General features: G+C 59.3%; 19 protein-coding genes. 12 read left to right on the top strand and 7 right to left on the bottom strand.

Features of this window, described 5'->3' with window-relative positions; all coding sequences use genetic code 11:
• The first annotated feature begins 234 nt into the window (after positions 1-234).
• The 3 genes from KW839_RS25565 (at position 235) to KW839_RS25575 (ending at position 2,296) form a co-directional block, all read left to right on the top strand.
• Complete coding sequence (locus KW839_RS25565; RefSeq protein ID WP_015096330.1) at positions 235-423, top strand: hypothetical protein; 189 nt, start codon at positions 235-237, stop codon at positions 421-423.
• 203 nt (positions 424-626) lie between these two features.
• Entirely contained in the window at positions 627-1,349 is a 723-nt protein-coding gene (locus KW839_RS25570) for a TorF family putative porin (protein WP_060541320.1), read from the top strand.
• A gap of 77 nt (positions 1,350-1,426) precedes the next feature.
• Positions 1,427-2,296: a DUF6279 family lipoprotein gene (locus tag KW839_RS25575; RefSeq protein WP_218425823.1), complete on the top strand. Its 870-nt coding sequence runs from the start codon at positions 1,427-1,429 to the stop codon at positions 2,294-2,296.
• Positions 2,297-2,435: 139 nt separating this feature from the next.
• Here KW839_RS25575 and KW839_RS25580 read toward each other — a convergent pair whose 3' ends face one another.
• Positions 2,436-2,828, bottom strand: coding sequence for a hypothetical protein (locus tag KW839_RS25580; RefSeq protein WP_060541318.1), 393 nt, complete (start codon positions 2,826-2,828; stop codon positions 2,436-2,438).
• 181 nt (positions 2,829-3,009) lie between these two features.
• Here KW839_RS25580 and KW839_RS25585 point away from each other — a divergent pair, with 181 nt between their 5' ends.
• Positions 3,010-3,744, top strand: a complete 735-nt coding sequence (locus KW839_RS25585; protein ID WP_060541317.1) for a thioredoxin family protein — start codon at positions 3,010-3,012, stop codon at positions 3,742-3,744.
• 102 nt (positions 3,745-3,846) lie between these two features.
• Positions 3,847-4,122 (top strand): hypothetical protein, encoded by a 276-nt coding sequence (locus tag KW839_RS25590; RefSeq protein WP_218425824.1) that lies wholly within the window; start codon positions 3,847-3,849, stop codon positions 4,120-4,122.
• Between the two features lie 104 nt (positions 4,123-4,226).
• Here KW839_RS25590 and KW839_RS25595 read toward each other — a convergent pair whose 3' ends face one another.
• Entirely contained in the window at positions 4,227-5,567 is a 1,341-nt protein-coding gene (locus tag KW839_RS25595) for a DEAD/DEAH box helicase (RefSeq protein WP_060541315.1), read from the bottom strand.
• 192 nt (positions 5,568-5,759) lie between these two features.
• Between KW839_RS25595 and KW839_RS25600 the strand changes: the two genes are divergently transcribed.
• A complete protein-coding gene (locus KW839_RS25600; protein WP_218425825.1) occupies positions 5,760-7,058 on the top strand; it encodes a mechanosensitive ion channel family protein in 1,299 nt (432 codons plus the stop codon).
• A 115-nt stretch (positions 7,059-7,173) separates the two neighbouring features.
• Here the strand turns inward: KW839_RS25600 and KW839_RS25605 are convergent, their stop codons facing one another.
• The 3 genes from KW839_RS25605 to KW839_RS25615 form a co-directional block, all read right to left on the bottom strand.
• Complete coding sequence (locus KW839_RS25605; protein WP_060541313.1) at positions 7,174-8,040, bottom strand: carboxylate/amino acid/amine transporter; 867 nt, start codon at positions 8,038-8,040, stop codon at positions 7,174-7,176.
• 333 nt (positions 8,041-8,373) lie between these two features.
• Positions 8,374-8,973, bottom strand: a complete 600-nt coding sequence (locus tag KW839_RS25610; RefSeq protein WP_218425826.1) for an FMN-dependent NADH-azoreductase — start codon at positions 8,971-8,973, stop codon at positions 8,374-8,376.
• A 906-nt stretch (positions 8,974-9,879) separates the two neighbouring features.
• Positions 9,880-10,194 (bottom strand): 3-phosphoglycerate kinase, encoded by a 315-nt coding sequence (locus tag KW839_RS25615; protein ID WP_218425827.1) that lies wholly within the window; start codon positions 10,192-10,194, stop codon positions 9,880-9,882.
• Positions 10,195-10,243: 49 nt separating this feature from the next.
• Here KW839_RS25615 and KW839_RS25620 point away from each other — a divergent pair, with 49 nt between their 5' ends.
• The 5 genes from KW839_RS25620 to aqpZ all read left to right on the top strand — a co-directional run bounded on the left by KW839_RS25620 (position 10,244) and on the right by aqpZ (position 15,455).
• On the top strand, positions 10,244-11,167 hold the full coding sequence (locus KW839_RS25620) for a LysR family transcriptional regulator (RefSeq protein WP_060541309.1): 924 nt from the start codon (positions 10,244-10,246) through the stop codon (positions 11,165-11,167).
• Positions 11,168-11,181: 14 nt separating this feature from the next.
• Entirely contained in the window at positions 11,182-11,985 is an 804-nt protein-coding gene (locus KW839_RS25625; protein ID WP_218425828.1) for an alpha/beta fold hydrolase, read from the top strand.
• A gap of 3 nt (positions 11,986-11,988) precedes the next feature.
• The gene (locus KW839_RS25630; RefSeq protein WP_060541307.1) at positions 11,989-12,546 is read left to right on the top strand and encodes a peptidylprolyl isomerase; all 558 of its coding nucleotides are present in this window, start codon (positions 11,989-11,991) and stop codon (positions 12,544-12,546) included.
• Between the two features lie 93 nt (positions 12,547-12,639).
• Positions 12,640-14,472, top strand: coding sequence for an ABC transporter ATP-binding protein (locus KW839_RS25635; RefSeq protein ID WP_060541306.1), 1,833 nt, complete (start codon positions 12,640-12,642; stop codon positions 14,470-14,472).
• Positions 14,473-14,756: 284 nt separating this feature from the next.
• A complete protein-coding gene (gene aqpZ / locus KW839_RS25640; RefSeq protein WP_218425829.1) occupies positions 14,757-15,455 on the top strand; it encodes an aquaporin Z in 699 nt (232 codons plus the stop codon).
• Between the two features lie 18 nt (positions 15,456-15,473).
• On the opposite strand, the gene KW839_RS25645 is transcribed toward aqpZ, so the two are convergent.
• Positions 15,474-16,598, bottom strand: coding sequence for a GNAT family N-acetyltransferase (locus tag KW839_RS25645; protein WP_218425830.1), 1,125 nt, complete (start codon positions 16,596-16,598; stop codon positions 15,474-15,476).
• A 277-nt stretch (positions 16,599-16,875) separates the two neighbouring features.
• On the opposite strand from KW839_RS25645, the gene KW839_RS25650 reads away from it, so the two are divergent.
• Positions 16,876-18,207: a putative porin gene (locus KW839_RS25650; protein ID WP_218425831.1), complete on the top strand. Its 1,332-nt coding sequence runs from the start codon at positions 16,876-16,878 to the stop codon at positions 18,205-18,207.
• Between the two features lie 263 nt (positions 18,208-18,470).
• Here KW839_RS25650 and KW839_RS25655 read toward each other — a convergent pair whose 3' ends face one another.
• The gene (locus KW839_RS25655; RefSeq protein WP_218425832.1) at positions 18,471-19,592 is read right to left on the bottom strand and encodes a beta-ketoacyl-ACP synthase III; all 1,122 of its coding nucleotides are present in this window, start codon (positions 19,590-19,592) and stop codon (positions 18,471-18,473) included.
• Between the last annotated feature and the right edge of the window lie 167 nt (positions 19,593-19,759).

Below are 19,759 nucleotides of genomic sequence, written 5' to 3' on the forward strand. Positions count from 1 at the left end.
CCACGCCCGGCCGCTCGTCAGATCAATCCGGCTATTTGCGCCCGACCCGGGCCAGTAACAAGCATTAACTCAGCCAGTGATGTTCTTATTTAAAACAGCAGCTTAGGCACATATTTCGAGTATTTTCCGGCCATTGACCCGATCCTTTCCCTGCACATTTCGAGGGGATATTTGCCAAGCAATCGGCAGGTATTTCCTGTACTATGCCTGGCCAAGTTAATTTTCTACAGGTTAATGGCCGCCATGCGCGTAAAAGCATCCACCAGCAAAGCAAAGCCAGCTCCAGCCGTCGAAACCAGCGAATCGATCAACAGCCAGATCGCTGCATTCTTGAAGTCCGGCGGTGAAATCCAGCAAATTGCCAAAGGCGTCAGCGGCCAGACGTTCGGCCCGTCCAAGCAGATCACCCTGGGCAAAAAGTAATACCCCCGCCACACCTGGTCCCAAAGCGCTTTGAGCTTCGAAGCGCTTGGACTGGAACCCTCGCAATCCCCTCCGTCATTCCAGCAATCAGATAAAAATCGACGAACGGCCCCCGATGCCGATCATTCGCCGTTATCCTTGCACGCGTCTGGATCAAGCGTTTCAGCCCGACACGGCTGCCTTCGCTGCTCATGGAGTGATGCATGTTCAAATTTTCCTGCATATCGGTATGCCTCGCCAGCCTGCTGGCATGTTCGGTGGTGCACGCGCAGATTTTCCAGCGCGAACTGGGTGACTTCGACCTCAAGCTCGGCACCAGCCCCACACGCAGCATGGCCCAGGGCCTGGTCAAACCCTCGGCGGTCGGCTCGTTCCACGGCGGTCTGGACCTGAGTCACGGCAGCGGTTTCTATTTTGGCCAATGGTCGCCGAGCATGGGCATCAGCCCGGGAAAAAATCTCGAAATCGACTCCTACCTGGGCTTCAAACAACCCTTCGACCGAACGCTGGGCTACGAAGTGGGGATGATCCGCTACAGTTACCCCGAAGTGGATACCCTCGACAGCCATGAGCTTTTCGGTGGCCTGACCTTGCTTGGCAGCCGTTTCGGCGTTGCCTTCAGCAACGACCCGGACAGACAGAACAGCACCCTGTTCGCGGACCTGGCGGGTAATCAACCGTTCGGCATCGGCGTCAGCATGAAATACACCAGCCACCAGTTCAACGCACCGGTCGCAGTGGATGGCGGGTATGTCGGCAGCTTCACCGATTGGTCGCTGAAACTGTCCCGACCGTTCATGGGCATCGATGTGGATTTGATCTACAGCGATTCCAGCCTGCGCGGCAACGATTGTTCGGCTTACGTCGGGCATAACAGCCAATGCGACGGGCTGGTTACCCTCAAGGCCGAGCGCGCGTTTTATTGATCGGCTGAACTGCCGGGCTCATCCTGGGATCAAACGACCATCAAATCCCGAAGGCAGACTTTCGCAAGGATTCGCCTATGTCACGCTGGCTTAAACCCGTAGCCTTTGCGCTCACCTTTGCCCTCGCCCTTGGCGCATGTAGCCGCGTGGGCGTGGCCTACCGCAACCTCGACGTGATAATTCCCTGGACGCTCAGCGACTATCTGAACATGAACGGCGAGCAGAAAAACTGGCTGAACGAACGGCTGAAGGAACACCTGACCTGGCACTGCACCACACAATTGCCCGGTTATCTTGATTGGCTGGACCGCTTGCAGGAAATGATCGAAAGCAACCAGATCACCGATACCGCCCTGCAGGAACGTACCCGGGAAGCTGAACAGGCAATCGCTGAAACCGCCCGGGCAATCACCCCATCGGTCATCGAGTTGTTGCAGGGGCTGGATGACAAGCAAGTGGCCGAGATGAACGACGCCTTCGCCAAGGACCAGCGCAAACGTCAGGAGGAATACCTCAAGCCGCCCCTCGATCAGCAGATCAAGGAACGTGGTGAGCGCATGAGCAAGCGTCTCAATGACTGGCTCGGGCCGCTCAGCCCTGCTCAGCAACAGCGAGTGGTTGCGTGGTCCACGGCCTTGGGCGACCAGAACACTCAGTGGATTGCCAACCGCGCGCATTGGCAGAAGCAGTTCAGTGCCGCTGTTGCGCAACGCCAAAGCCCGCAGTTCCCGCAGCGCATCGAGACACTGCTGGTCAATCGCGAGAGTTTGTGGACGCCCGAATACCGTCAGGCCTTCGCCAATACCGAGGCCCAGGCTCGCTCGCTGATCGTCGACCTGATGGCTCAAAGCACACCGATGCAACGCCAGCGCTTGCTGACGAAGATCGAGGGCGTAAGGAAGGACTTCAGCGATCTAAAATGCCTGAAGGCGGCGAAACAAGGTTGATGCCATGCCGCCCGCTCCCTGTAGTCGCGAGCATGCTCGCGAAAAACGTCAACGATGAGGCGTTTTGTCTGGTAGCCCCGTGCGTCAGATGGTTTTTCGCGAGCATGCCCGCTCCTACAGGGGCGTGATCATGAACGGCTCAGGCAATCTGCGCCTTGGATGCCACCTCATCGAACGTCGCCTCATCCAGGGCATCTTCCTGCTCGTCCAGTACCTGCCGCGGATGATCATTGCCCGGAATACTGCTGTCGAGCAGGCTCAACAGGCACGACCCCCTGGGCGTCAACACGAAGTTCTCGCCGTTGCCGCCTTCATCCTCGGGCCGTGAAGCAATGTAGCCTCGCAGCAGCAGTAACCTTTCATAATCACTGGCCACTGTTTTCAGGTGGTCAAGATTCTCGATCGGCTCACCTTCCGCAGCTTTCTGCGCTGCGTGCTGCTCGGCATAAGGCCGGGGGGTGAAGCTGTGGCCGGCGCTGTTCTGCGCTTCATGCAGCAAGCGCTCGATTAAATCCCAGTTATAAGTCGTCATCCTGATTCAACCTCCGGTGCCCGTGTGATTGAGAGGGGCCTTAAAGGTTGTGACCTGTGCACTCGACAGCCGTTCAGCCTGGCGTGCAGGGATGATCGACCGGCGGTATGTCGAATCCCACACCAGCCAAACGACTAGCCTGTGTAAGCCGACTCCCAGCCCCTCGCAGGAGAAAACCACCATGAGTATTCAGAATCATCCCGTCGTGTCTCGGGAAGAATGGCTAGCGGCCCGCAAGGAACACCTGGCCCATGAAAAAGCCTTTACCAAAGAACGGGACAGGCTCAGTGCCGAACGCCGCGCCCTGCCCTGGGTGAAAATCGACAAGGATTACCATTTCCAGGGCGCAGAGGGTCAATTGAGTCTCGCGGACCTGTTCGGCGGTCGCAGCCAGCTTGCCATCTACCACTTCATGTTTGCCCAAGGCTGGGACGAAGGTTGCCCCGGCTGTTCATTCCTATCGGACCACATTGACGGTGCCAACCAGCATCTGGCCCACCATGACGTGGCAGTGGTGGCCGTTTCCCACGCTCCGTTTGCCGAATTCCAGGCGTTCAGGCGTCGCATGGGCTGGAAGTTCGACTGGGTGTCGTCAGAGGGCTGCGACTTCAACTACGACTTTGGCGTCACGGCCCGGGCCGAAGATGTCGCAAACGGCAAGGCCACCTACAACTACGAAAAAACCGACGGTTCAGAAGAAGAACTCCCCGGCCTCAGTGTGTTTTATCGCAACGAAACCGGGGAAATTTTCCACACCTATTCCACCTATGCCCGAGGCCTGGACATGCTCGTGGGTGCCTACAACTACCTCGACCTGATGCCCAAGGGCCGTAATGAAGAAGAAATCATGGAATGGGTGCGGCATCACGATTGTTATGAGGAACAGGCCAAGTCCAGCTGTTGCCATGGTGGGTAACCCGCAGCATCCGAGTCGCGGTCATCGCCAGTTAGTGAACTTTTGCCCAAGGGCAGCGCTCAACCGGTTAACCCGCCTTAACCGGAACTGAGGCCTGCCCCGATGAAAACACTGCTCAAACTTACCCTCGGCGTCGCCCTGACCTGCGCCCTGCCCGCCTGGGCCTGCACGCCCGAAGAGGCCACCGCCAAACGCGAACAACTGGCACAGGAAGTGACCAGGCTCACTGAACAGAACCCGGCCAAGGCCAAGGAGATCAACGACGAACTGCAGAAGATGGATCTGGGCACTGCCGCCAAGGACTTGCCGGACAAGTGCCAGTTGATTGATCAGCGCTTGAAGGAGCTGGGGTCGGCTGAAAAAAAAGCTGACAGCTGACAGCAAAGAACGCAGCCTTCGGCAACTGCTACGGGCCAGTGCGATTTTTTGACGTAAAAAAACCCGGACGCTGTCCGGGTTTTTTATTGCCGCTTGAAACCGAATTACTCGGCGGCCGGTGCTTCCGGCTTGCGGCGCTTGAGCGGCGCCATGCCGTCGCTGCTCACCAGCGAATCGCTTTTTGGCCGGTTGGCGCTCTTGCGCTTGGTCGGAGTCTTGGCGGCAGTTTTCTTCTTGTCGCCCTTGGCGTCGGTCTTTTTCTTCTTCACGCCAACGGCCTTGCCCGAAGCCTTGACCTTTTTCGGTCCGCCGTAGGTGCCTTTGACTTCCTTGATGGTGCGGCGCTCGAAGCTCTGCTTGAGGTAGCGCTCGATGCTCGACATCAGGTTCCAGTCGCCGTGGCAGATCAACGAGATCGCCAGGCCATCGTTGCCGGCACGGCCGGTACGACCGATGCGGTGAACATATTCGTCGCCGCTGCGCGGCATGTCGAAGTTGATCACCAGGTCCAGGCCGTCCACGTCCAGGCCGCGAGCGGCAACGTCGGTGGCCACGAGAATTTTCACGCCGCCCTGCTTCAGACGGTCGATCGCCAGCTTGCGATCCTTCTGGTCCTTGTCGCCGTGCAGCACGAATGCCTTGTATTCCTGGGCAACCAGGCGGCCGTAGATACGGTCGGCCATGGCCCGGGTGTTGGTGAACACGATGGCCTTCTGATAGGTCTCGTTGGCCAGCAGCCAGTTCACGATCTGTTCTTTGTGCTGGTTGTGGTCAGCGGTGATGATCTGCTGACGGGTGGTTTCGTTCAGCTGGCTGACCGCGTTTAGCTGCAAGTGCTCAGGGTTGTTCAAGACCTTGGCAACCATTTCACGCAGGCCCGAACCGCCTGTGGTGGCGGAGAACAGCATGGTCTGCTGACGATTGGTGCACTCGTCGACCAGACGCTGTACGTCTTCGGCAAAGCCCATGTCGAGCATGCGGTCGGCTTCGTCGAGCACCAGCACTTCGACTTCCTTGAGGTCGAGGTTACCGGCGTTCAGTTGCTCGATCATCCGCCCCGGCGTACCGATCAGGATGTCCGGCACCTTGCGCAGCATGGCGGCCTGGACCTTGAAGTCTTCACCGCCGGTGATCAGGCCGGACTTGATGAAGGTGAACTGCGAGAAGCGTTCTACTTCTTTCAAGGTTTGCTGGGCCAGCTCACGGGTCGGCAGCAGGATCAGGGTCTTGATGCTGACGCGGATTTTCGCCGGGCCGATCAAGCGATTGAGGATAGGCAAAACGAATGCAGCGGTTTTGCCGCTACCGGTTTGCGCTGTCACCCGCAGGTCACGCCCTTGGAGCGCCAGCGGAATGGCCGCTGCTTGCACTGGCGTTGGCTCGACAAATTTAAGCTCGGCCACGGCTTTGAGCAGGCGTTCGTGCAGGGCGAATTGGGAAAACACGGGTGCTACCTCGAAGAAATGCAAAAAAACAGCTGCATAGGGTACCGGTTTCGAGCGCGTAGGCCGAGTTTCTTTATGCAAAAGGCAGCAAACAGTGACTTTTTTGTTGCCTGATTTGTTAACGAACGTAATACAAAGCGTCTTAAATGCTCTAATTGCCCGTCGCGCCTTACAGAAGAATCGATTTAGCCAATGGATATGAAACAGCTCTGGCTCAACGCCCAAGACCTTTGGGGCACCCTCGACCAGCACCCGCTCCTGCATGCCGCCCTGGGGCTAATGGTGTTGCTGGTCATCGCATTGGCTCTCGGACGAGTGGCGCGCTACTTGATCCTGCACGCCAGCAAAATACTCGGCCGGCAGCCGGCGCTGCACTGGGTCAATGACCTGCGCCACAACAAGGTGTTCCAGAGACTGGCGCAGATCATACCGTCGCTGGTGATCCAGTTCGGCCTGTACCTGGTGCCGGAATTGAACAAAACCGCGACGTTGTTCCTCGGCAACGTGGCGCTGGCGTTCACCATTCTGTTCCTGCTGTTGGCTGCCAGCGCCTTGCTCAATGCGCTGCTGGACATCTATGCGCGCACCGAACACGCCCGCACCCGTTCGATCAAAGGCTATGTGCAGCTGACGAAACTGGTGTTGTTCGTATTCGGCGCGATCATCATTGTCGCCACCCTGATAGACCGTTCACCGCTGCTGTTGCTGTCGGGCCTGGGTGCCATGTCGGCGGTGATTCTTTTGGTCTACAAGGACACACTGCTGTCGTTCGTCGCCAGCGTGCAGTTGACCAGCAATGACATGCTGCGGGTCGGCGACTGGATCGAGATGCCGCAAGTCGGCGCTGACGGTGATGTGGTGGACATCACCCTGCACACGGTCAAGGTGCAGAATTTCGACAAAACCATCGTATCGATCCCCACCTGGCGCCTGATGTCCGAGTCATTCAAGAACTGGCGCGGCATGCAACAGTCCGGTGGGCGCAGGATCAAGCGCAGCCTGTTCATCGATGCCAGCGGCGTGCGTTTCATTCGAGACGATGAGGAGATGAGGCTGTCCCAGGTGCATCTGCTGACCGACTACATCAGCCGCAAACAGGCCGAACTCAAGGCGTGGAACGAAGCACAGGGCAACGTGGCGGCGATGTCGGCCAACCGCCGGCGCATGACCAATATCGGCACCTTCCGCGCCTACGCGCTGGCTTACCTGAAGAGTCATCCGGACATCCAGCCGAACATGACCTGCATGGTGCGCCAGATGCAGACCACGGCCCAGGGCATTCCGCTGGAGATCTACTGCTTCACCCGCACCACGGCGTGGGCCGATTACGAGCGCATTCAGGGGGATATTTTCGATTATCTGCTGGCGGTGTTGCCGGAGTTTGGCTTGAGCCTTTATCAGCAGCCGAGCGGGACCGATCTACGAGCCGGACTGCTGCCGGCAGTGCTCGGCGCGAGCCACATCGCCGAGCCCGAGAAACACGTCATGTAACCACCCCCCCCTGTAGGAGCGAGCACGCTCGCGATGGACGTAAACGATAACGCGTTTTTCTGGATAAACGCGGCGTCCTTTAGTCCATCGCGAGCACGCTCGCTCCTACAGGGGTTCAGCGTGCGATTTCGGGCCGGCGTATGCCCAACCGGCTGATCCATACTGCCAGCAGAATCACCGAGCCGCCGAGAAACAACCGCCCCAACTCCTCATGCTGGTTCCAGATCAGCAGGTTGATCAGCAACCCGACCGGCACATGCAGGTTGTTCATTACCGCCAGGGTGCCGCCATTGACCATGCACGCGCCCTTGTTCCACCAATACAGACCCAGCGCGGTCGAAACCAGCCCGAGGAAGAGCAGCACGCCCCATTGCAGCGGTGCTTCGGGCAGGAAATTGCTTTTACCGAACAGCAGGAATGCCGGCAAAACCACCGCCAGCGCCCCCAGATAGAAGTAGCCAAAGCGCCGGTAATGCGGCAGGTCGCTGGGATGACGCGCCACCAGGTGCTTGTACATCACCTGCCCGGCGGCATAGGTGAAGTTAGCCAGTTGCAGCAGCAAAAATCCGTAGAGGAAGTCCGGGCTGATGCGATCAAAACGAATCACCGCCGCCCCCGCCACGGCCACCAGTGCCGCGATCAATGCCCATGGGTTGAAGCGACGATTGAGCGCGTCTTCGATCAGGGTCACGTGCAGCGGCGTGAGGATGGTGAACAGCAACACTTCCGGCACCGTGAGTACGCGAAAGCTCAGGTACAGACAGACGTAGGTCACACCGAACTGCAACGCCCCGATCAACAACATGCCACGCATGAATGCCGGTTCCACCGAGCGCCAGCGCGTCAGTGGAATGAACACCAGCCCTGCCAGCAGCACGCGCACCAGCACGGCGAAGTAACTGTCGACATGACCGGCCAGGTACTCGCCGATCAAACTGAAGGAAAACGCCTGGATCAGCGTGACAAAAAGTAGATAGCCCATGTTCGCCTCGTTTTGAATGGCGGCGAAGATAGCGGGTTTTGCGGGTGATCGCGAGACGCACAAATCACTGTAGGAGCCGGCTTGCTGGCAATAGCGGCGCCAGGCGACCTTGATGTTGCCGGTAATGCCTTCATCGCTGGCAAGTCAGCTCCTACAGAGGTATGCGTGCAACAACCAAATCCCGGGCAAAAAAAAGCCCGATCTCGCTAAAGCGTTCAATCGGGCCAGGGCACTTGGGAGCAACAAGTGCAAAGGGAGGTTCGATGCGCGTACAGGCTTGAAGGGTTGCGCCAGGTCACTAAAACATCAGTCGATTATCTGGCGATTAACGGCTCAGGCCACCTGGGCCAGCCTGGCGTTTGCCTGATTCAGGCCTTTTTCCTGGAAGTCGCCGCCCAGGTTCATGCCTTCGGCGTGAATGAACGTCACGTCATGGATACCTATGAAACCCATGACCTGACACAGGTAAGGTTCCTGGTGATCCGCCGCGCTGCCGGCGTAGATACCACCGCGGGCCGTCAATACGTAGGCACGTTTGCCGCTGAGCAGGCCTTGCGGGCCGGTTTCGGTGTACTTGAAGGTCACACCGGCACGCAGCACATGGTCGAGCCAGGCTTTCAGGGTGCTGGGGATCGCGAAGTTGTACATGGGAGCCGCCATGACCAGCACGTCGGCGGCCAGCAATTCGTCAGTCAACTGGTTGGAGCGTTCCAGGGAGATCTGCTCGATATCGCTGCGCTGTTCGGCAGGTTTCATCCAGCCGCCCAACAGGTTGATATCCAGGTGCGGCACCGGATTGGCGGCCAGGTCACGGACGCTGATCTGGTCATTCGGATGAGCCGCTTGCCACTGGCTGATGAACGTCTGGGTCAGTTGGCGGGAAACCGAATCTTGCTGACGGGCACTGCTTTCGATGATCAGAACGCGGGACATGGCTTGTAGGCTCCATCTGGGAATGTTGTCAGTCGATGGAGTGAAGGTTAAACGGAGTCATATCGATGAAAAAGCGCAAATAACTGCTACAACCTATCAACAAATTCGTTTATAACCTAGGCAAGCTACATGCGCTTCGCTCGTTGCTGTAGGAGCGAGCCTGCTCGCGATGGACTCAAGAACACCGTGGGGGCCAGACTTCCCGCGTTTTCGTTGACGACCATCGCGAGCCTGCTCGCGATGGACTCAAGAACACCGTGGGGGACCAGACTTCCCGCGTTTTCGTTGACGACCATCGCGAGCATGCTCGCGATGGACTCAAGAACACCGCGGGGAACCAGACTTCCCGCGTTTTCGTTGACGACCATCGCGAGCCTGCTCGCTCCTGCAGGGGAATGCGGTCGACTGTAGGAGCGAGCGTGCTCGCGATGGACTCAAGAACACCGTGGAGGGCCAGACTTCCCGCGTTTTCGTTGACGACCATCGCGAGCCTGCTCGCTCCTACAGGGGAATGCGGTCGACTGTAGGAGCGAGCGTGCTCGCGATGGACTCAAGAACACCGTGGAGGGCCAGACTTCCCGCGTTTTCGATGACGACCATCGCGAGCCTGCTCGCTCCTACAGGGGAATGCGGTCGACTGTAGGAGCGAGCGTGCTCGCGATGGACTCAAGAACACCGTGGAGGGCCAGACTTCCCGCGTTTTCGTTGACGACCATCGCGAGCCTGCTCGCTCCTACAGGGGAATTCGGTCGACTGTAGGAGCGAGCCTGCTCGCTCCTACAGGGGAATGCGGTCGACTGTAGGAGCGAGCGTGCTCGCGATGGACTCAAGAACACCGCGGGGAACCAGACTTCCCGCGTTTTCGTTGACGACCATCGCGAGCCTGCTCGCTCCTGCAGGGGGGGGTCACTTGGGGGTGCAGGTCAGGTTGATACGCAGCTTGATGATATTGCGGGTGAACTTGGCGGTGGCGTTTTTGTGCTTGCCTGCTGGCACGTCGATCTTGCGGGTGCGCGGCGCTTCCGGGCCATTGATGAACACCGCCTTGCAGCTTGCATCGACTTCGCCGTAGTTGGCCACTTGAATGGAGCCCATGTCGTTGTCCGTGTCGTAGGTGACGTAGTCGATCTTCATGCCGTTGAGGTCTTTCTGCACATCGATCGGGTAAGCAAACGCAGTCAGCGGCAGCATCGCCAGCACCACACAACAGAATTTTTTCATTCAGCAGGCTCCAATAGGGGCTGCTAGCTTAGGACAAGAGGAGCTCAACATGAAAGCGCCCCGCGTGACCCTTGATCAATGGCGAACGCTTCAGGCGGTGGTCGACCATGGCGGTTTCGCCCAGGCCGCCGAAGCGCTGCACCGCTCGCAATCATCGGTCAGCTACACCGTGGCGCGCATGCAGGACCAGCTCGGGGTGCCGCTATTGCGCATCGATGGACGCAAGGCAGTGCTGACCGAGGCCGGTGGCGTGCTGCTGCGAAGATCCCGGCAACTGGTCAAGCAAGCCAGCCAGCTCGAAGACCTTGCCCATCATATGGAGCAGGGCTGGGAAGCCGAGGTGCGCCTGGTGGTCGATGCCGCCTATCCGAGCGCCCGCCTCGTGCGCGCCCTGACCGCGTTCATGCCGCAAAGCCGTGGCTGCCGCGTGCGCCTGCGCGAAGAGGTGTTGTCGGGTGTGGAGGAAGTGCTGCTCGAAGGCGTAGCGGACCTGGCCATCACCGGTTTCAGTATTCCCGGCTACTTGGGCGCGGAGTTGAGCGATGTCGAGTTCGTCGCCGTGGCCCATCCTGAACACTCGCTGCATCGCCTGAACCGCGGGCTGAACTTCCAGGACCTGGAAAGCCACATGCAGGTGGTGATTCGTGACTCCGGCCGCCAGCAGCCACGGGACGTCGGCTGGCTCGGTGCCGAACAACGCTGGACGGTCGGCAGCCTCGCCACCGCCGCGACCTTTGTCAGCAGCGGCCTGGGTTTCGCCTGGTTGCCCAGGCACATGATCGAGCGGGAACTGAGGGAAGGTACACTCAAGCTGCTACCGTTGGATCAGGGCGGCAGTCGCAACCCGAACTTTTACCTGTATTCAAACAAGGAAAAACCCCTCGGCCCGGCCACGCAGATTCTCATCGAACTGCTGCGGACCTTCGACACCGCGCCGCTGGACGCACCGTTCGCCGCCCCTGAACAAGCCTGACACGGAGTGTATGCATGGCCTATTTCGAACACGAAGGTTGCAACCTGCACTATGAAGAATACGGCCACGGCACGCCGCTGCTGTTGGTCCATGGGCTCGGTTCCAGCACACTGGACTGGGAAAAGCAGATCCCCGCTCTGTCGACCCGCTACCGGGTGATCGTCCCGGATATTCGCGGCCACGGTCGCTCCGACAAACCCCGCGAGCGCTACAGCATCGCCGGTTTCAGTGCCGATCTGGTCGCGCTTATGGAGCACCTCCATCTCGCCCCGGCCCATTACGTGGGCTTGTCCATGGGTGGCATGATCGGCTTTCAACTGGGAGTGGAGCAGCCGCAATTGCTCAAGAGCCTGTGCATCGTCAACAGCGCGCCCGAGGTCAAACTGCGCAGCCGCGACGATTACTGGCAGTGGTTCAAGCGCTGGAGCCTGATGCGCGTACTCAGCCTGGGCACCATCGGCAAGGCTCTGGGCGGCAAATTATTCCCGAAACCCGAGCAAGCCGCGCTACGCCAGAAGATGGCCGAACGCTGGGCAAAAAACGACCGGCATGCCTATCTCGCCAGCTTCGACGCCATCGTTGGCTGGGGCGTCCAGGAACGACTTTCCAAAGTTACCTGTCCAACCCTGATCGTCACTGCCGACCATGACTACACCCCGGTGGCGCTGAAGGAAAACTATGTAAAACTGCTGCCCGATGCGCGGCTGGCGGTGATCGCCGATTCGCGACACGCAACGCCACTGGACCAGCCGGAAGAATTCAACCAGACACTGCTAGAGTTTCTCACCGCAGTCGACACCACCACTCAGGATCATTGACCCATGTTGAAAAAAATTGCCCTCGCCGCTGGCTCCGTTCTGTTTGCCGCCAACCTGATGGCCGCAACACCGGCAAAGGCGCCGCACGTTCTGCTGGAAACCACCAACGGCCAGATCGAAATCGAACTGGACCCGGTCAAGGCACCGATCAGTACCAAGAACTTTCTCGAGTACGTCGACAGCGGCTTCTACAACAACACGGTTTTCCACCGGGTGATCCCGGGCTTCATGGTCCAGGGTGGTGGCTTCACCCAGGCAATGCAGCAAAAGGAAACCAAGGCACCGATCAAGAACGAGCACAACAACGGCCTGGTCAACGTTCGTGGCACCTTGTCCATGGCCCGCACCTCGGTACCGGATTCGGCCACCAGCCAGTTCTTCATCAACGTCAAGGACAACGACTTCCTCGACCAGGGTGACGGCTATGCCGTATTCGGCAAGGTGGTCAAAGGTATGGACGTGGTGGACATCATCGTCAATTCACCAACCACCGTGCGTGCCGGCATGAAAGATGTCCCGGCTGACCCGGTGTTCATCAAGTCCGCCAAGAGAATCGACTGAAACCAGGCTGGACAAGGATGTCCGAGCCGTTGCCGGCACTGCCGGCAACGCTCAAACCGTTAAAAGGAGAGCCCGTACGCGGGCGAAAAACCGATGCTTTATCGCCGCTTTGAAAAACTGATCGATATCTTCCGTGACGCGCCGACGGCGACTCCGCCGGACCGGGTTTTTCCTTTCTACACCTACTACCTCAAGCAGGTCTGGCCGAGCTTTGCCGCCCTCTTGCTTGTCGGTCTGGTGGGTGCGTTGATCGAGGTGGCACTGTTCAGCTACCTGAGCCGCATCATCGACCTGGCCCAAGGCACGCCGAACGTCGACTTCTTCAAGGAACACGGCATCGAACTGGCCTGGATGGCGGTGGTTGCGCTGGTCCTGCGCCCGGTGTTCGTCGGCCTGCATGACCTGTTGGTGCACCAGACCCTCAGCCCCAGCATGACCAGCATGATTCGCTGGCAGAACCACAGTTATGTGCTCAAACAGAGCCTGAATTTTTTCCAGAACGATTTCGCCGGCCGCATCGCCCAGCGCATCATGCAAACCGGCAACTCGTTGCGCGACTCCGCCGTACAGGCGGTGGACGCCTTGTGGCACGTGCTGATCTACGCCATCAGTTCACTTGTGCTGTTCGCCGAAGCCGACTGGCGCCTGATGATCCCGCTGCTGACCTGGATAGTCGCGTTCATCGGTGCCCTGTATTACTTCGTGCCACGGGTCAAGGAACGCTCGGTCGTGTCGTCTGACGCACGCTCCAAACTCATGGGGCGCATTGTCGATGGCTACACCAACATCACCACCCTGAAGCTGTTCGCCCACACCAATTTCGAGCAACAGTACGCCCGCGAAGCGATCAAGGAACAAACCGAAAAGGCCCAACTGGCCGGCCGCGTGGTCACCAGTATGGACGTGGTCATCACCAGCATGAACGGCATGCTGATCGTCAGCACCACCGGCCTGGCCCTGTGGTTGTGGACGCAGTCGCTGATCACCGTGGGCGCGATTGCCCTGGCCACCGGCCTGGTGATTCGTATCGTCAACATGTCCGGATGGATCATGTGGGTGGTCACGGGGATCTTCGAAAACATCGGCATGGTCCAGGACGGCCTGCAGAGCATCTCGCAACCGGTGAGCGTCACCGACCGCGACCAGGCCAAACCCCTGGCCGTGGCCCGGGGCGAAGTGCGCTTCGAGAATGTGGATTTTCATTACGGCAAGCAGAGCGGGATCATTGGCGGACTCAACCTGACCATCAAGCCCGGCGAAAAAATCGGCCTGATCGGACCGTCCGGCGCGGGCAAATCGACTTTGGTCAACCTGCTGCTGCGCCTGTATGACGTGGAAGCCGGACGCATCCTCATCGATGGTCAGAACATCGCCGACGTCAGCCAGGAAAGCCTGCGCGAACGCATCGGCATGATCACCCAGGACACCTCGCTGCTGCACCGTTCGATCCGCGACAACCTGCTGTACGGCAAGCCCGATGCCTCTGACGCCGAACTCTGGGAAGCAGTGCACAAGGCCCGCGCCGACGGGTTCATTCCTTCGTTGTCGGACGCCGAAGGTCGCCACGGTTTCGATGCCCACGTCGGTGAGCGCGGAGTGAAACTCTCCGGGGGCCAGCGCCAGCGCATCGCCATTGCCCGGGTGCTGCTCAAGGATGCGCCAATCCTGATCATGGATGAAGCCACGTCGGCGCTGGATTCGGAAGTGGAAGCGGCAATCCAGGAGAGCCTTGAAACCCTGATGCAGGGCAAGACCGTGATCGCCATCGCCCACCGGCTCTCGACCATTGCACGGATGGACCGGCTGGTGGTGCTGGAAAACGGCAAGATCGCCGAGACCGGCAGCCATGCCGAGCTGCTGGCCCATGGCGGCTTGTACGCGCGCTTGTGGCAGCACCAGACGGGCGGGTTTGTCGGCATCGACTAAATCCCGGGCTCACACGGGTCCCCTGTGGGAGCGGGCTTGCTCGCGAAGGCGGTGTGTCCGTCAACATCTGTATTGACTGGCACACCGCCTTCGCGAGCAAGCCCGCTCCCACTCCCTGTCCTGACAACAAGCCACCATGCCCATCAACCACGGGCATCGACGGTTTTTCCTGCCCACTGGAACTTTGTAAAAATCGTGCTGTACTCACCCAAGGTTCTGGAGATGGTTCTGCAGTCCATCTGCTGGATGCACAAGGCAGCAAAATCTCGAAAGGACACTCGCTCATGTCTTTGCTCAAACGTTCCGCTACAGAGTTGGTAGGTACCTTCTGGCTGGTGTTGGGTGGTTGCGGCAGTGCGGTACTGGCCGCCGCTTTCCCGGATGTCGGCATCGGTCTGCTGGGGGTTTCATTCGCGTTTGGCCTGACGGTGCTGACCATGGCCTTTGCCATCGGCCACATCTCCGGTTGCCACCTCAATCCGGCGGTGTCCCTGGGCCTGGTGGTCGGCGGACGGTTTCCGGCCAGCGAACTGCCAGCCTATATCATCGCCCAAGTGATTGGCGGTGTGGTTGCAGCCGCCCTGTTGTATTTCATTGCCAGCGGCAAGCCCGGTTTCGAACTGGCCTCGGGGCTGGCGTCGAACGGCTACGGCGAACATTCACCGGGCGGCTACTCGATGGTGGCGGGATTTGTCTGTGAGCTGGTGATGACCGCCATGTTCATCCTGATCATCCTCGGCGCCACCGATAAACGTGCGCCAGCGGGGCTTGCGCCGATTGCCATTGGCCTGGCATTGACCCTGATCCACCTGATCTCGATCCCGGTCACCAACACCTCGGTCAACCCTGCTCGCAGTACCGGCCCGGCGCTGATCGTCGGCGGCTGGGCCATCCAGCAATTGTGGATGTTCTGGGTCGCCCCCCTGATTGGCGCGGCAGTCGGCGGCGTGCTCTATCGCTGGCTGGGCAAGGAAGACAGCTGACCGTGGGTACTGCGAAGATCAGCCTTGCCGGTAAGGCAAGGCGGTCTTCGCTTCCTCGGCGTAGGCCAGTACCCCGAGTCGCTCCTGCTGCAAAAAATCCTTCACGGCAGCCTTCAAACCCGGATGACGCAGGTAGTGCCATGAATGGGTAATGACCGGCTCGAACCCGCGAATCAGTTTGTGCTCACCTTGAGCCCCGGCATCAAAACGCTGGAAACCGTTGGCAATCGCGTAGTCCATGCCCTGGTAGAAACAGGTCTCGAAGTGCAGGCGATCAAATTCCGCCAGGCAGCCCCAATAGCGTCCGAAGAAGCTGTCGCCCCCCACCAGACTGAACGCCATCGCCACCGGGTGTGAGCCTTGTCTGGCCAGCACCACACGAATCGCCTGCGGCATGCGCTCGGCCAACAGGCTGAAAAACTCCCGCGTCAGATACGGCATTTGCCGACGCACCGCGTAAGTATTGGCGTAGCAGGCATAGACGAAGTCCCACTGCGCCTGGTCCAGCTCCCGCCCCTCCAGCCACTCGAACTCGATGCCCTGCCCCGCCACCTGCTCACGCTCCTTGCGCATCTGTTTGCGCTTGCGCGAACTCAATGCATCGAGGAAATCCTGGAAGTCCCGATAGCCGCGATTCTGCCAGTGGTACTGGCAGCCAACGCGCTGCAGCCAGCCCGGTTGTTCGCTCAATGCAGCGTCGGTAAACGGGTCGGTAAAGTTGATGTGCGCGCTGGAGAGTCCTTCGATCTCCAGATAACCCGGCAAGCTGTTCAATAATTCGAAACCGTCTTCGAGCGTGGCGGCCAGCAAGCGCGGCCCGCTGACCGGGCTGAACGGGACTGCGGTCAGCAGCTTGGGGTAGTACTCGATGCCGGCACGCTCGCAGGCATCGGCCCAGGCGTGATCGAACACGTACTCACCGTAGGAATGCCATTTGCGGTAACTGGGTAGCGCGGCAATCAGGCGATCGCCTTCGACGTGCAGCAAATGCTCTGCCCGCCAGCCGGAATGTGGGCCAAGACTACCGCTGTCTTCCAATGCGCTCAGAAAGGCATGACGCAGAAATGGCTGATTTTCCGGCACCAGGGCGTCCCACGTTGCCGGGGCGATTTCGGAAAGACTTTGCAGGCATTGCAACGGCATCACCGTCCTCTCTTCATGCCTTGGAGCCCCGCGAGTATCGCTCATCGCCATCCATTGCACACGTGCAAAGGCATTGCAGCGCTCTAGCTCAAGGGTTCAAGCGTCATTGTATCGTCATCGACTTGCCACCACATTGCCACCGCACTGTAATAATCGATCGCGATACTGGCGCCTGTTTTTAGAGCGCCGGGTTATACCCGGCCACTGTTTTCCGTCCCTTGTTGGTCGGTTGTGTCCTGGATGGCCCAGTCATCCTTTCTCATCTTCGGAGATTGATATGCGTCTTGTTTTCACGAAAACTGCGGCGGCCGTGTGTGGCAGCCTGTTGCTGGCCATGAGTATTCCGGCCAGCGCCGCAGTCGACGCCAAACTGCTCGACATGCTCAAGGCTAACGGTTCGATCACCAACGCGCAGTACAGCGAGTTGCAAGCGGAGCTGGCCAGGGATCAGAAGGACCAGCAAATTGCCCGCCAGGCTCAGCAAGAGACCAACGAGCAAATCGCGGCCACCACGAAGAAAACCAATGAACTGAGCACCTTCGACCAGAAGCTGGCCTGGGCGGCCAAGACCCAGTTCAAGGGTGATGTTCGCTTCCGCCAGGAAAACGTGCACAACGACGGCGTGTCTAACAACAAAGACCAGGATCGCCAGCGCATTCGCGCCCGTCTGGGGGCCTTCACTGAAATCAACTCGCAAGTCGACACCGGTATCCGTATCGCCACCGGCAGCAGCGACGATGCTCGCTCCACCAACCAGGACTTGAACAACTACTTCGACAAGAAGTCGATCTGGCTGGATCTGGGGTACATCGACTACCACCCGGACGCGATCAAGAACCTGCACCTGGTGGGCGGCAAGATGCCACAACAATGGGTGAGCATGGGCGACATCATCTGGGATAGCGACATCAACCCGGAAGGTCTGGCAGTGACCTACAAGTACCCGCTGAGCGGCAGCACCGAGTTGTTCGGCAGCGCCGGTCACTACACCCTCAAGGACAACGTCGACGGTGAAGGTGTGCAGTTCAAGCACGACTTGCGCCTGTACGCCGGCCAGTTGGGTGGGCGTTTCGCGCTTACCGACGACCTGAAAATGACCCTGGGCGGCAGTCTCTACGCCTACGATAACGATGACAGCAGCGCCTGCCCTACCAGCGGCACCGCAACTTCGCCGTGCGCACTGGCCGTCAACGGCAACAGCCCGGGCGAACAGTTCAAACTGTACGAAGGTTTTGGCCAGCTGGACATCGGCGGCCTGCCAATGCCGCTCTCGCTATACGGTCAGATCGTCAACAACAACGACGCCAGCAACGACCAGGACACTGCCTGGCTGGCCGGCGTCAAGACCAAGGTCTACGGCTTCGCACTCGACTACAACTACCGCGATGTACAGCGTAACGCCGTGGTCGGTGCCTTCACCGACTCCGACTTTGCCTATGGTTACACCGGCTCGCGCGGCCACAAGCTGAAAGCGAGCTACGAGTTGGACAAGAACTTCACCCTGGGCGCCACGTACTTCCTGGCTAACTCTGACTACATCAACGCCAGCAGCAACCAGAAAGATTCGGACATCAATACCTTGCAACTGGATGCCGAAGCGAAGTTCTGATTCACCCCGCTACATGACCCGGTCAAGGAAGCCCGGGTCGCCCCCACAGCCTGACGTTGGTCTATCGGTCCCCATCATCCTCCGATAGGTCAACGCCGGGCTGTTTCTATTTGGGACAAACCTCTCCTGTAGGAGCGAGCAAGCTCCGGGCGGCGTCCCGACGATGGTCGTTAACGATAACGCGGGGAGTCTGGTTCCCCGCTGCGATCTCAGGTTCATCGTCGGAACGCCGCCCGGAGCATGCTCGCTCCTACAACAACAACTCAGCGTTTACGCAACAACACGCTGCCAATCGAATAACCCGCGCCAAACGAACTCAGCACGGCCAGCGAGCCGGCGGCCAGGTCGTCCTGGTTTTTGTGGAACGCAATCACCGAACCTGCGGAACTGGTGTTGGCGTAGGTGTCGAGAATCACCGGCGCTTCCTGTTCAGTGGCGTCGCGACCGAGCAGTTTCTTCACGATCAGGTGGTTCATGCTGAGGTTGGCCTGGTGCAGCCAGAAGCGCTTCACGTCGCTGATGTTGAGCTGGTTCTCTTCCAGGTGCGCACCGATCAATTCGGCCACCATCGGGCAAACTTCCTTGAACACCTTGCGGCCTTCCTGCACGAACAGTTTGTCCTTGGCACCAATGCCCTCTTCCGCAGCGCGGTTGAGGAAACCGAAGTTGTTGCGGATGTTGTTCGAGAACTTGGTCAGCAGCTTGGTGCTGACGATGTCGAACTGGTACTTGGACGTGGCCAGGTCGGCGCGCTCGATGATTACCGCCGTCGCGGCATCGCCGAAGATGAAGTGGCTGTCGCGATCGCGGAAATTAAGGTGGCCGGTGCAGACCTCCGGGTTGACCATCAGGATCGCCCGGGCCTGGCCCAGTTGCACGCTGTTGGCGGCGGTCTGGATGCCGAAAGTCGCCGAGGAGCACGCCACGTTCATGTCGAAACCGAAACCCTGGATGCCCAGCGCTTCCTGCACTTCGATGGCAATGGCCGGGTAGGCCCGCTGCAGGTTGGAGCAGGCGACGATGACGCCGTCGATATCCGCGGCAGTCTTGCCGGCGCGTTGCAAGGCTTGTTCGGCAGCGCCGATAGCCATCTGGCAGAGCACCGACCACTCATCGTTCGAACGCTCGGGCAGGCGTGGGGCCATGCGTTGCGGATCGAGAATGCCTTCCTTGTCCATGACAAAGCGGCTCTTGATGCCGGAAGCTTTTTCGATGAATGCCGCACTGGACTCGGTCAAGGCCTCGACTTCGCCACGCGCGATGGCGTCGGCGTTGTCGGCATTGAACTGGGCGACGTAAGTATTGAAAGACTGCACCAGCTCTTCGTTGGAGATGCTATTGGCCGGGGTGTAGAGGCCGGTGCCGCTGATGACGACGTTATGCATGGTCGTGTCTCTAATCTGTTCAGGCAGAAAGCATTGGCACCGACGTACCAACACACAAGGGGTCTATTCCCATCCAGGGGACGCAAACCTGGCATCGCTTTATCCGACCTGCCCGCAGCCGCGAAGGCTCTAAACCGCGGGGCCGGTATTTATAGGCGCGAAGTTTG

It is taken from the genome of Pseudomonas sp. PDM31 (genome assembly GCF_019218965.1).
Classification (GTDB): domain Bacteria; phylum Pseudomonadota; class Gammaproteobacteria; order Pseudomonadales; family Pseudomonadaceae; genus Aquipseudomonas.